The 12,654-nt window shown below is 67.9% G+C and carries 9 protein-coding genes and 1 tRNA gene; 3 read left to right on the top strand and 7 right to left on the bottom strand.

The window, feature by feature from the left end:
* Positions 1-16: 16 nt before the first annotated feature.
* Positions 17-2,314, bottom strand: coding sequence for a glycoside hydrolase family 3 N-terminal domain-containing protein (locus ACOKGD_RS02555; RefSeq protein ID WP_342336995.1), 2,298 nt, complete (start codon positions 2,312-2,314; stop codon positions 17-19).
* A gap of 366 nt (positions 2,315-2,680) precedes the next feature.
* Between ACOKGD_RS02555 and ACOKGD_RS02550 the strand changes: the two genes are divergently transcribed.
* The 3 genes from ACOKGD_RS02550 (at position 2,681) to ACOKGD_RS02540 (ending at position 5,896) form a co-directional block, all read left to right on the top strand.
* A complete protein-coding gene (locus ACOKGD_RS02550) occupies positions 2,681-3,580 on the top strand; it encodes a carbohydrate ABC transporter permease (protein WP_342336996.1) in 900 nt (299 codons plus the stop codon).
* Positions 3,577-4,467, top strand: coding sequence for a carbohydrate ABC transporter permease (locus tag ACOKGD_RS02545; RefSeq protein WP_342336997.1), 891 nt, complete (start codon positions 3,577-3,579; stop codon positions 4,465-4,467). The genes ACOKGD_RS02550 and ACOKGD_RS02545 overlap by 4 nt, the downstream gene beginning before the upstream one ends.
* Before the next feature lie 73 nt (positions 4,468-4,540).
* A complete protein-coding gene (locus tag ACOKGD_RS02540; RefSeq protein ID WP_342336998.1) occupies positions 4,541-5,896 on the top strand; it encodes an ABC transporter substrate-binding protein in 1,356 nt (451 codons plus the stop codon).
* A 152-nt stretch (positions 5,897-6,048) separates the two neighbouring features.
* Here ACOKGD_RS02540 and ACOKGD_RS02535 read toward each other — a convergent pair.
* From ACOKGD_RS02535 to ACOKGD_RS02510, 6 genes are all read right to left on the bottom strand, one after another.
* Positions 6,049-6,161 (bottom strand) — tRNA-Ser (locus ACOKGD_RS02535).
* Positions 6,162-6,431: 270 nt separating this feature from the next.
* Positions 6,432-7,751, bottom strand: a complete 1,320-nt coding sequence (locus tag ACOKGD_RS02530; RefSeq protein WP_342336999.1) for a sensor histidine kinase — start codon at positions 7,749-7,751, stop codon at positions 6,432-6,434.
* The gene (locus tag ACOKGD_RS02525; protein WP_342337000.1) at positions 7,748-8,470 is read right to left on the bottom strand and encodes a LytR/AlgR family response regulator transcription factor; all 723 of its coding nucleotides are present in this window, start codon (positions 8,468-8,470) and stop codon (positions 7,748-7,750) included. The genes ACOKGD_RS02530 and ACOKGD_RS02525 overlap by 4 nt, the downstream gene beginning before the upstream one ends.
* Positions 8,471-8,480: 10 nt before the next feature.
* Positions 8,481-9,536: a glycosyltransferase family 2 protein gene (locus ACOKGD_RS02520; RefSeq protein WP_342337001.1), complete on the bottom strand. Its 1,056-nt coding sequence runs from the start codon at positions 9,534-9,536 to the stop codon at positions 8,481-8,483.
* On the bottom strand, positions 9,533-10,150 hold the full coding sequence (locus ACOKGD_RS02515; RefSeq protein WP_342337002.1) for a hypothetical protein: 618 nt from the start codon (positions 10,148-10,150) through the stop codon (positions 9,533-9,535). Before ACOKGD_RS02515 ends, ACOKGD_RS02520 begins: the two co-directional genes overlap by 4 nt.
* Complete coding sequence (locus ACOKGD_RS02510; protein ID WP_342337004.1) at positions 10,150-12,588, bottom strand: glycoside hydrolase family 3 C-terminal domain-containing protein; 2,439 nt, start codon at positions 12,586-12,588, stop codon at positions 10,150-10,152. The genes ACOKGD_RS02515 and ACOKGD_RS02510 overlap by 1 nt, the downstream gene beginning before the upstream one ends.
* Positions 12,589-12,654: the final 66 nt, after the last annotated feature.

Genomic DNA, 12,654 nt, shown 5'->3' with positions numbered 1-12,654 from the left:
CGGGGGGCGGCGCGCGTCAGGCGACTTCTGTGCGCAGCACGGGATGGGCGACCTCGCGGGTCGCTCCGGTCAGGACGACGGTCGCGGTCTGCGCGAGCTCTCCGACGGACAGCCCCGCGGAGAGGCGGATCTCTCCCGGCTCCACGATCCGCCGGCGTGAGAGCCCGGTGAACGAGAAGCGGTCGGCGTGGAGCCGGAAGGAGACGCGCGTGGTCTCTCCGGCGTCGAGCGCGACACGGGCGTAGCCGACGAGCTGACGCACGGGCCGGGTCACCTGCGCGACGGGATCGGCCGAGTACAGCTGCACCACGGTCTCACCGTGCCGGGCTCCCGTGTTCGCGACGGTCACGACCGCCGTCACCGTGGCGTCGGTCGGCATCTCGGCCCGGTCCAGAGCAAGCCCGGAGACCTCGAAAGAGGTGTACGAGAGTCCGTGCCCGAACGGGAAGGCGGGGGCGATCGAGAGATTGCTGATCCGGTCGCCGTCCTGTCCGAGCGGGGGCGCGAGGTAGGTGTGCGGAAGCGCCGCGGCCCCATGCGGGACCTGGACGGGCAGGTGACCGCTGGGATTGACGGCGCCGGAGAGCACTCGCGCGAGCGCCCCCGCGCCCTCGACTCCCGGCATGAAGGCCTGGACGATGGCCGCCGCGCGCCCGACGAAGCGTCCGAGGGCATACGGCCTGCCCGAGAGCACAACGAGCACAACGGGGGTGCCGCTCGCCAGGATCCTCTCGACGAGGCGCACCTGATCCCCGGGCAGGTCGAGCGAGGGCGCGTCCGACCCCTCACCCGATGTGCCCTTCCCGAACATGCCGGCATGGTCTCCGACGACCACCACCGCGACGTCGGCGGTCTTCGCCGCCTGCTCGGCGCGCATCAGCTCGAGGTCGTCACCCGGTGTCTGCAGCGGGCAGCCCCGCTCGACCACGACCTCGGCGCCCGGGAACTGCGCCCGCAGCGCCTCCGGCAGCGACTCAGCTTCGATGCCGAGCCCGAACTGCGGATGACGCGGCAGAACGTGCACGGGGTACGAGTACGCGCCCATCATCGCGCTCGGGTCGTCGACGCAGGGACCGATGACCGCGATCCGCGGCGTGCGGGCCGCCAGAGGCAGCGCGGCACCGGAGTTCTCGAGCAGCACGATCGACTTCTCGGCCAGGCGCCGCGCGATGCTCCTGTTCTCGGGGCTGTCCAGATCGTGGTCGGCCGGCTCGGCCGGGGCCCATCCCTCATCCAGCAGCCCGAGCTCGATCTTGTGGCGCAGGACGCGTCGGAGCGCCGTGTCGATGTCCGCCGACGTGCGCTGCGGATCCGGATCGTCCGCGTGCAGCTCGAGGAATGCCGAGCTGTCGGGCAGCTCGACATCGAGGCCGGCGTGAATCGCGAGGCGGCCGGCCTCGGCCATCGTGCCCGCCACGCCGTGCTTCGACTTGAGGAACGCGACCGCCCAGTAGTCCGAGACGACCGTCCCCTCGAACCCCCACTCGCCGCGGAGCAGATCGGTGAGCAGCCACCGATCCGCCGCCGCCGGCACCCGGTCGGTCTCGGTGTACGAGTTCATCACGCTCCGGGCCCGCGCGGACCGCACCGCCATCTCGAACGGCGGCAGCACCAGATCCCGCAGCTCGCGCTCGCCCATCGACACCGGGGCGTGGTTGCGGCCCCCGCGAGAGCTGGCGTGCCCGGCGAAGTGCTTCAGGGTCGCGATGACGCCCGACTCCTGCAGGCCCTCGACATAGGCCGACGCGAGCGTCGCGACCACGTAGGGGTCCTCGCCCATCGTCTCCTCTACGCGACCCCAGCGGTAGTCCGCGACGACGTCCAGCACGGGTGAGAGCCCCTGATGCACGCCGACGGCGGCCATGTCGCGCCCGATGGCTCGCGCCATCTCGGCGACGAGATCCGGGTCGAACGTCGCGCCCCAGGCGAGGGCGGTCGGGTACACGGTGGCGCCCAGAGTGGTGAAGCCCGTCAGGCACTCCTCGTGCACGATCGCGGGGATGCCCAGGCGCGTGCCCGACACAAGCTGGCGCTGGGCCGTGCGGATCCGCTCCATCCCCTCCGCCGCCGTCACGGGGGATGTCCCGAACACGCGGGTCAGCTGACCGATCCCGTCGCGCACCGCGCGATCGAAGGAGGGACGTCCCTCGGAGAAGACGTCCTGCATGGGGGCGATGATCTCGTCCGATGAGCGCTGGTCCGCCCAGTACGACCCGAGCTGGGCGATCTTCTCCTCCGGGCTCATCTCGGCGATGAGCGCATCGAGGCGCTCCTCGATGTCGACTCGATGATCGCGCCAGGTCTCGCCTGTCATGCGCTTCCTCCTCCTGTGGGGCGTCGGTGCCCTCCAGGGGCCGTTTCCAACGTTGCACTTGACAAAGCGGATGCCGGAACGCAACGTTGTAAACATCTTGAGGGGAACACATCCTTTCCTGTCAAGACGAGGACGCAAACCCGATAGACGGCGGCAGCGAGGCAGGACGGACGGGGAGACCCGCACCCCTCGCCGACCTTCGGCACCCGCAGGCCGACCCGCGTGTTTCCGGGCGAGCGCCCTTCCCACGGCATGATTCAAGGAAGAAGGTGCCATGCCCTATCGCGACCCCTGCGACCCTGCAGACACACTCGTTCGCCGCCCGCGCGCCCGTCGACACGGCAGCGCGGGAGAGGTCTCCTTCGCATGAAGAGGCTTCTCTACAACCAGCGACTCGCGCCGTACCTCTTCATCCTGCCCTTCCTGGTGACACTCGTCGTCTTCTGGCTTGTGCCGGTGGGCCGCTCGGTGGTCATGAGCTTCCAGGAAGTGCTGTACGGGCAGGCGACCTTCATCGGCACCCAGAACTACGAGCGCCTCTGGCGCGATCCCGTGTTCTGGAAAGCGATGTTCAACAGCCTTCGCTACATGCTGCTCACGCTTCTCCTGCTGATACCGATCCCCATGCTGCTGGCCGCGATCATCAACTCGAAGATCGGCAGCGCTCGGGTGAAGAACTTCTTCAAGTCCTCGCTCTTCGTTCCCGCCCTCACCTCGGTCGTCGTCGCCGGCATCGTGTTCCGGCTGATGTTCTCCGAGACCGACTCGGGTCTGATGAACCAGGTCGCCGATTTCTTCGGCTTCGGACCCGTGCGCTGGCTGCGCGAAGACCTCACCGGTCTGATGGCGCTGCTGATGCTCACGGTGTGGCGGTGGACGGGCGTGAACACCATGTACTTCCTGGCGGGCATGCAGGCCATCCCGTCCGACTACTACGAAGCCGCGTCCATCGACGGCGCGGGCAGAGTGCAGCAGTTCTTCCACGTCACTCTTCCGAACCTGAAGCCGACGATCGTCTACGTCACCACGATCAGCGTCTATGGCGGGCTGGCGATGTTCCTCGAGAGCTTCATGCTCTACGCCGGCAACAACTCCCCGAACAATCAGGGCCTCACGATCGTCGGCTACCTCTACCGGAAGGGCATCCAGGAGAACGATCTCGGTTTCGCCTCCGCGGTCGGCGTTGTGCTGCTCCTGGTCGTGCTGGCCATCAACCTCACGCAGCTGACCGCGACGGGGACCTTCAAGAAGGAGGCCATGCGATGAGCACCCAGGCAGTGGTCACCCAGGGCCGCCCCCAACCGGAACCGGCCCCGCGCACGATGACGCGCCGCACCGCGATGCTGATCCAGAGCGCCTTCCTGATCGCGCTCGCCGTGGTCTCGCTCATCCCCGTCCTGGCCATCTTCGTGGGCACCTTCCAGGACGGGAATGACGTGATCCGCAACGGCATCTCGTTCTCGATCGACTTCAGCACGCTCGGCTTCGACAACTACGTGATGCTGTTCACGGACTCGGGCTACTACTTCCAGTGGTTCCTGAACACCTTCGTCCTCACGATCGTCCAGGTGCTCGGAACGCTCATCATCAGCTCGTTCGTGGCATACGGCTTCGCGATGTACGAGTTCCGCGGCAAGAGCCTCGGCTTCATCCTCGTGATCATCCTCATGACCATCCCGTTCGAGATGCTGATGCTGCCGCTCTACGTGCAGGTGAACGACCTGCAGGCGGCCGACCAGTACTGGATCGTTGTGCTGCCGTTCCTCGCGCAGGCCGTGACGATCTTCTTCTTCCGCCAGTACTTCCTGGGGGTGCCGAAGGAGATCCTGGAGGCCGGCCGGGTCGACGGGCTGACCGAGTTCGGCATCTTCTTCCGACTCGTGATCCCGATCACCAAGCCGGCGTTCGCCGCCATGGCGATCCTCAACGGCATGACCATCTGGAACAACTTCCTCTGGCCGCTCCTGGTGCTGCGCTCGCCCGAGAAGTTCCTCCTGCCGATCGGCCTGAACACCCTGCTCACTCCCTACGGCAACAACTACGAGCTGCTGATCATCGGGTCGTTCTTCTCCCTCATCCCGATCCTGATCCTGTTCCTCGCGTTCCAGAGGTTCTTCGTCGAGGGCATGACCGCCGGCGCCGTGAAGGGCTGACCCCGCTGCCGCACCATCCCCCGTCCCCCGTACCCCACCCCCGCAGTACCCCAACTCAATGAGGAGAATCACCATGCGAATCCGAAGGATCGTCACCACAGCTCTCGCCGTCGGCCTCGCGGCCGGCACCCTCGCCGGCTGCAGCAACGGCGGCGGCAACGCGCCCGACGGCGACGTCATCGAGGGGGCGGAAGCCCCGGAGGGCGCGACCAAGCTCGACATGTGGGTGTTCGCCGAGCTCCACGCCGAGGTCTACGACGAGATGGCCAAGAAGTGGAACGAGGAGAACCCCGACAAGGCCATCGACCTCGACATCACCGTCTACCCCTACCAGGACATGCACGACAAGCTGCTGCTCGCCGTCAACTCGGGCCAGGGCCTCCCCGATCTGGCCGACATCGAGGTCGGCAAGTTCAGCAACTTCGTCAAGGGCGACAAGCCGCCGCTCGCCGACCTGACCGCCGCGGCAGAACCGTACGTCGACGACATCGTGAAGGCGCGACTGGATCTGTACAGCCGCGACGGCAAGATCTACGGCTACCCCACGCATGTCGGCGCGTTCGTCGCGTTCTACAACACCGAGCTCCTCGAGGGCGCGGGGATCGACTACACCTCGATCAAGACGTGGGACGACTTCGGCGAGGCCGGCGCGAAGTACAACGCCGAGACGGGCAAGGCCTTCAGCGTCGCCAGCACGAGCGTGTTCTTCACCGAGCCGCTGGCGATCGCGCAGAACGGCGGGCAGCTGTTCACCGACGACGGCATGGGCGACGTCGACGTCAACAACTCGACCGTCGTCGAGACGCTCGAGATGTTCCAGGGCATGAAGGACTCGGGGGCGATCGCCCCGATCCCCGGTGGCAGCCCCGACAGCGAAGAGGGTTATGGCGCCATCAACAACGGCGACTTCGCCGCGGTCGTCTACCCCGCGTGGTACACCTCGCGGTACGTCGACTACATGCCGGACCTCGCGGGCAAGATCGCGATCGCGCCCGCACCGCAGGTCGAGGGCAGCGACGTGCTCACGATCGGCGGCGGCGGCACCGGCACGACGGTGATGGAGGCCAGCGAGAACAAGGAGCTCGCCTCGGAGTTCCTCGCCTACGCGAAGCTCTCGCTCGACGCCAACGTGGCGGTGTGGGAGGTCCTCGGATTCGACCCGGTCAACATGGCCGTGTGGGAGGACGAGGCCGTCACGAAGAACCCGGACAACAAGTTCAACAAGTACTTCCAGACGAACCTGTTCGACGTGCTCAACTCGGTGAAGGAGGGAATCGGCCACTTCGACTCCTTCGCGAACCAGAACCTGCCCGCCGTGGACAACCAGTTCCGCACGGTCACCATGAATGAGATCTACGAGAACGGCACCCCGGTCAAGGATGCCCTCGACCAGGCTCAGTCAGACCTCGAGAACGAACTGGGTCAGTAACAACGCGTCACCGGAAGGGTGTGGGCAGGGGTCGCTCCCGCCCGCACCCTTCCGCTGGGCATGCGGCCGGGGGAGGCCGACCTCTCGATTCCGGCCGATACGAGAACAGACCCTTCCGCTCTTCACCACGAAGAGAGGAAGGGTCTGATTTGTGGCGGAGACGAGGGGATTTGAACCCCTGGTCCCCGTAAGGGGACTCCATCTTAGCAGGGTGGCTCTCCGCGTTCCTTTCCATCCTGCACCGATCGCACCCGTTCGCTACTCCCGCCTTAGAAACCGTGATTCTGGCCGCGGTTCGGCCCGCAGAGCCCCGCTCGCCGCGCACTCAAGACGGGCGAGAGATCGTCAGAGTCGCCTATCTCGGGAGACTCCGGACACTTTTCGGACACTCGCCGAGGGTTCGGACCGCGTGTCGAGCGGCCTCAGTTTTCATCTTGATGACGCCTGGTGAGTATTCCCGTCGGGACTCCCGCGGACAGGCCTCCGATCGACACCAACTTGAGCGTCGCGCACCGCGAAGTTCGAACGCGCTGGATCAACTTTGTCTGATGGCTTCGCGGGGGAACAGTAGCCGCAGCGAGAACCACTCGTCGCCGTCGACGATCGTCACGGTGCCCGCATAGGCCTCGACGGCCGTCTCGATGTTGCGCAGACCGTAGCCGTGCCCCTCGCCGGACTTGAGCGTCACGATGCGCCCGTCCTCGCGCTGCACGATGCCGTCGTAGGTGTTCTCGACCCGGAGCATGACGAAGTCGTCGTGGGCGAACAGCGCCAGACGCACCATCCGTCGGTCGGGGTCGGGCAGCGTGCGGGCGGCCTCGATCGCGTTGTCCATCGCATTGCCGACGATCGCGGTGAGATCCAGCGGACGCAGGAAGTCCAGGAGTGCGCCGTCCGCGACATAGGAGACGTCGACATCGTGCTCCTTCGCGAACCCTCGTTTCGCGGTCAGGATCGCATCGAGCACGTGGTTGCCGGTGTGCACCGCCGCACCGTAGCCGCGCAGCGAATCCTCGATCTCGTCGAGCATCCGCCCCCGGGTCGAGGCATCCCCCTCTGCGCGCAGCGCATCGAGGTGGTGCTTCATGTCGTGGTACTTGCTGTTGACGTCGTCGATCGAACGCCGGGTGATCTCGTACTGGTCGTGCTGACTGCGCAGCAGCCGTGCCATCGCCTCGGCGTCGCGGCGCGCCTGGGCCTCGTTGCGCATGCGCTGCTGCACGTACAACGCGATGAACCCGGCGAAGTCCACGAGCGTGCGGATGTAGAAGATCTCGGGCCCGAACCGGCCGCTGAACGGCGTGTTCGCACTGACGAAGCTGAGGTTGGACATGCCGAAGGTGCCCACGGCGATCGCGATCGCGCCGATGAGCTCGCCGCGGCCGGCGATGAGGGGTGCGGCGCGGAAGTTGTAGCGCTCCACCCACCACGCCGTCCCGAACACGACGGCGTACAGGACCAGGCAGGCGATGGTCTGTCCCAGCGGCGAATCGCCGATGGTGTAGTAGCGGTCCAGCTGCCAGTAGACGGATGCCGCGAGCTCGGCGAGCACGAACGCACGGGCGGTCAGATACCCCGAGGTGATCATCGTCGTCCGCGCCGCGACGTGGATCAGCAGGAGCATGGTGGCGGCGGCCAGCAGCATCCCCGGGATCCACAGCGCGAGCGGGAAGGTCCCCGCCCACCACTGCACCGCCAGCAGCGCCACGAGCCCGGCAGCGGCGATCCCGACGGTGACCCACACCCCGCGGCGGCGCGGCACGAGCCACACGTAGACCATGCACGCGCTCCATTCGGCGAGCGCGGTCAGGTGCCGCGGAATGTCGGCGAGGACCGCATCGGCCGCACCGTTCACGCCGTGCTCCCTCGTGAGCCGATGTGCTCGGCGAGCGCCGCGAGGAACTCGCGCTTGCGCGGTCGGCTGATCGGCAGACGCGCTCCGCCACGGATGCGGCAGTCGCTGCCCTCGACGCCCGTCACGTGCCGCAGGTTCACCAGCAGTCCGCTGTGACAGCGGATGAACCCGTCGCCCGCGAGTTCGCTCTCCATCGCACGCAGGGTGGAGACGACCTGGTAGTCCGCGTCGAGGGTGTGGACCTCGACGCGGTGACCGGCGCTCTCGAAGTAGAGGATGTCGTCCACCGCGACACGATGGTGCACGCCGTCGACGGCGGTGAACAGCAGCTCGCGGCGCTGACGCTGGCGCAGTCGCGTGAGCACGCGCCGCATCTCCTGCTCGAACGAGGCGTACGCCAGAGGCTTGAGCAGATAGCTGAGGGCATCGACCTCGTACCCGCTGACCGCGTAGTGCGGGGAGCTCGTGATGAAGACGATGATCACCTGCGAGTCGACCTCGCGGATGCGCCGTGCCGCTGTCATCCCGTCGACCTTCGCCATCCGGATGTCCAGGAACAGCACGTCCCATTCCGGACGGTAGTCGGCGATCACCTCGGCACCGTCGGAGAACGCCCCGACGTGGAACCGCTCACCGCTCTCACGCTGGAAGCGGTCGAGGTGCGAGAGGATGCGGTCGATGCTGTCCGGTTCGTCCTCGACCACACCGATGCGTATCACGCGACCTCCGTCAGCTGAACCCCACGACCCGTCGGGCTACATGATAGGCGAGGGTGGTCATGCGCCTGCCGGCCTCACCGGGGAGGTTCGCGCTGGTGCCGATGAACGTGCGGCGCAGCCGGGTGTACAGCCAGGGATTGTCGCGGCGGATCTCGGCCCAGAACCCGTCGCGCATCGCACGATGCTCCGCCGTTCCTCCCCGGGCGAGGGTCGCCGAGGTCACCGCGCACACCGCCTCGACGTACTGCAGCAGGATCGCGTACAGCTGCGTCGGCACGGCGCCGCCGGCGACCTCGGCCTGCGACGGCAGCGCCGCCAGCACCAGCCGGTTCACCCGCAGCTGCTGGTCGACGCGGCGCAGCATGACGCCGGCGTTGACGGATTGATCGGCCCGTCCGATGAAGTACCGGTAGAGCTCGACGGGCAGGTAGTACATCCGCCGGACGTGCGCGAGGGGCGCGACGACGAAGAGGTTGTCGACGTAGAAGGTGTGCTCTGGCAGCTGCAGACCGACCTCGCGCAGCAGCTCGGTGCGGTACGTCACGGCGTGCATCATGAGGATCTGACGACGACCGAGCCGTTCGGCCTCGTCCCACGAGAACAGCTGCTCGGTCGGGAACGCCGATCCGAACCGGGTGCGCCGGGCGGACTTGCCCAGCCGCTCGTGCACGTAGTCGGTGAAGAGCGCGTCGACGCCGCCCGTGGTCTCCAGGTGTTCGAGGGTGGCCAGCACCCGCACGAGCGACCCGACATCGAACCAGTCGTCCGCATCGAGCACCTTGAAGTACCGCCCGGTCGCCGCGGCAAGACCGGCGTTGATGGCCCCGCCGTGCCCGGCATTGGCCTGGTGCACGGCCCGGTACACGCCGGGCTCGGCCGCGGCGTACTCGTCCGCGATCGCCCCGGTGCCGTCGGCGGATCCGTCGTCGACGATGATCACCTCGACACCGCGCATGGACCGCAGCGGGTCCAGTGCGCGGCGCAGGTAGTCCTCGGCGTTGTACGCGGGCACGACCACCGTCAGAAGCGGCTGCGACGATCCTTCCTGGCCCGATCCGCCGCTCACTGGGCCTCCGCCTCGGCGGCGACGGGTGCCTGCTGGCGGAAGATCAGCTTGAAGATCGGGTAGAAGACCCAGAACGAGATGGCCGAGTTGATGATCATGGTGATCACGTCGGCGATCACCTGTCCGGTCGCACCCCACCCCCAGATGTTTATAAGAAGATCGTAGATCGGCGCCTTGTAGAAGCCCTGGGCCGCCGCCGCGATGAACGTGATCACGACGTACGCCGCCGCGTACCACGCGGCCGCGACCCACACCGAGGTGTTCGACTTGAAGGTGATGTTGCGCTGCAGGAAGAAGTTGATGACCTGCGCGACCAGCAGCGTCAGCTGCACCGCCAGGAAGTAGGACAGCCCACCGCCACCGGTCGGAAGAGCCCCGGCGGCGTAGTCGAACATGTAGTACTGGCTGCCGTCGACATCGGAGCCGACCGGAAGCACCTGGAAGTCGACCTCGATGAGGTCGGTGCTCGTGTCGAAGAACCAGCGCGCGATCGGCATGAGCGCCAGCTGCAGCACGGTCACGCCGTTGGAGAGCAGGAGGAACATGCCGAACTTCGACAGCTCCGGGTGCTTGGCCTGGAACGACTCCCACCAGGTTCTGATCGATGCGAGCATCACTTGCTCCCGTCCGGGTTCTGGGCGCGGAACGCCGCGCGGCTGCGCTTCTCGGCGCGCCGGCCGCGGAAGTAGGCCGCGATCACCCGTCCGAGTCCGGGCAGCGTCCGACCGTTGACGAGTGAGAGCACCGCATCGGTGACATCGCGAGTGGCCAGGCCGCCGCTCATCTTCGAGATGACGCGGAACGGACCGTTGAAGATGAACAGGATGTTCAGGTCCGGGGTGCCGGCGGCCTCCGCCTTGCGTCGCCGCTTGTCGAGCATCCGGAACGCCGCACGGGCGAGGGGATTGCGGGCGACGGCGAGCCGGTCGATCGGGTCGTTGAACCCGAGCGGGCCGGTGCCCCACTGCGCGTCGGGCAGCGGGCGCCCGAGCATCCGCTCGAAGGCGGCGTCGGAGACGGCATCCGTCCGCGCCACGCCCGCAGACCCGGCAGGCGAATCGGCGGCGCCCTGCATGCCGGGGACCTCGACCTCCGTCGTCAGCGCGTCATCCTGCGCGTGGCGGCCGACGGTGATGCGGTAGCTTCCCGCCTCGACCTGCCACGCGTCGGCGGCCACGTCGAAGTGGCGGAAGGCGCGCTCGCCGAACGGCAGCGACACGCGGGCGGATGCGCCCGGCTCGAGGTGCACCTTCGCGAAGGCCTTGAGCTCCTTGGCGGGGCGCACGACGCGGCTGCCGCCGGCGCGCCCGACGTACACCTGCACGACCTCGCTGCCCGCGCGGGTTCCGGTGTTCGTCACCGTCACCGAGACGCCGTCCCGGTCGGCCGTCAGGTCCGACAGCGCGAACGTCGTATAGCTGAGCCCGAATCCGAACGGGAACGACGTCGCGACGCCGGCGCTCTCGTAGTAGCGGTAGCCGATGAACAGCCCCTCCCGGTACTCCGCGGTGCGGTTCGTGCTCGGGAACCGCCCGGCGGTCGGGGTGTCGGCGAGGGCGACCGGCGCCGTCTCGGCGAGGCGACCGCCCGGGTTCACGGCACCGGTGAGGACGTCGAGGAGGCCCTCAGCTCCGGCCTGCCCGCCGAGGTGGGCGTGGACGAGAGCGCCCGCGGTGCCGATCCAGGGCGCCGTCTCGACCGCACCGCCCGCGCTGAGGACGACGACGGTGCGGGAGTTGGCGCGGTGCACCTCGCGGAGCAGACTCGTCTGCACCTCGGGGAGCGTGAGCGTGGAGCGGTCGAGGCCCTCGGACTCGGCGATCTCGGGAAGGCCGAGCGCCAGCACGACGACCTCGGCCCGGGTGGCCAGAGCCACGGCCTCGGCGACGAGACGCTCATCGGCGGTGCCGTCGCGGCGGAACCCGTCTGCGATGCCGATGACCTCCAGGGGGCCGTCCGCGACGGCGTCGGCGAGGGTGCTCAGACGGGTGGGGTTGACCAGCGACGACCCGGCGCCCTGGTAGCGCGGGCGGCGGACGAAGTCGCCGATGAGGGCGACCCGCGTGCCGGCGTCGAGCGGGAGCAGATCGCCCTCGTTGCGCAGGAGCACGGCGGATTCCGCGGCGGCGCGACGAGCCAGGACGTGGTGCGCGTCGACGTCCACCACGGCCGCGGTGACCCGCTCCTGAACACGCCGGACCAGGGTCAGCACCTCGGTCACCCTGGCGTCGAGTTCGGCGACGTCGAGACGTCCGCTCTCGACCGCTTCGACGATCGCACGGGTGGAATCGAAGCCGGGCGAGGGCATCTCGATCGATCCGCCGGCCGCGACCGCGGCGACGGCGTCGTTCCCGCCGCCCCAGTCGCTGATCACGGCTCCGTCGAAGCCCCATTCCTCGCGCAGGATCTCGGTGAGCAGGTGCGGGTTCTCGTGCGCGTAGACGCCGCCCACGAGGTTGTACGACGACATGATCGCCCACGGCTCGGCCTCGCGCACCACGATCTCGAAGGCGGTGAGGTAGATCTCCCTCAGGGTGCGCTCGTCGATCACCGAGTCGCTGACCATGCGGCGCAGCTCCTGGCTGTTGACCGCGAAGTGCTTCGGCGTCGCGGCGACGCCCTCGCTCTGGATCCCGCGCACATACGCGGCCGCGAGGCGACCGGCGAGCTCCGGGTCCTCGGAGAAGTACTCGAAGTTCCGCCCGCCCAGGGGGCTGCGCTTGATGTTCAGCCCGGGTCCGAGCAGCACGCCGACGCCCTGGGACGACGCCTCCCGCCCGAGCGCTGACCCGATCTCCGTGGCGAGATCCTCATCCCAACTGCAGGCGACGGTCGCCGCCGTGGGGAAGCAGGTGGCCGGCTCGGATCCGTTCAGCCCGAGATGGTCGGCCGAGCCGACCTGCTTGCGGACTCCGTGCGGCCCGTCGGACATCCACACCGGATCGATGCCGAGGCGTTCGATCGTGCGCGTCTGCCAGGTGTTCTCGCCGCTGAGCAGCGCGGCCTTCTCGATGAGGCTGAGTTCGGCGACCAGCGCCGCAGTGTCTTTCACGTTGTCGATCTCTCTGAGGCGTACGGTTCACGAGCTGTGGTCAAGGGATGCCGACCTGCAGAAGCA

Origin of the sequence: Microbacterium phosphatis, from assembly GCF_049177115.1 — a bacterium.
Classification (GTDB): Bacteria; Actinomycetota; Actinomycetes; order Actinomycetales; family Microbacteriaceae; genus Microbacterium; species Microbacterium phosphatis.
The sequence above is the reverse complement of the archived record's forward strand: the minus strand, read 5'-3'. Positions and strand labels throughout refer to the sequence as shown.

Excerpts from the sequence above, each read along its gene's own strand:
- ACOKGD_RS02550 (WP_342336996.1), top strand. The coding sequence starts at position 2,681 with ATGAAGAGGCTTCTCTACAACCAGCGACTCGCGCCGTACCTCTTCATC.
- ACOKGD_RS02555 (WP_342336995.1), bottom strand. The coding sequence starts at position 2,314 with ATGACAGGCGAGACCTGGCGCGATCATCGAGTCGACATCGAGGAGCGC.
- ACOKGD_RS02545 (WP_342336997.1), top strand. The coding sequence starts at position 3,577 with ATGAGCACCCAGGCAGTGGTCACCCAGGGCCGCCCCCAACCGGAACCG.
- ACOKGD_RS02540 (WP_342336998.1), top strand. The coding sequence starts at position 4,541 with ATGCGAATCCGAAGGATCGTCACCACAGCTCTCGCCGTCGGCCTCGCG.
- ACOKGD_RS02515 (WP_342337002.1), bottom strand. The coding sequence starts at position 10,150 with ATGCTCGCATCGATCAGAACCTGGTGGGAGTCGTTCCAGGCCAAGCAC.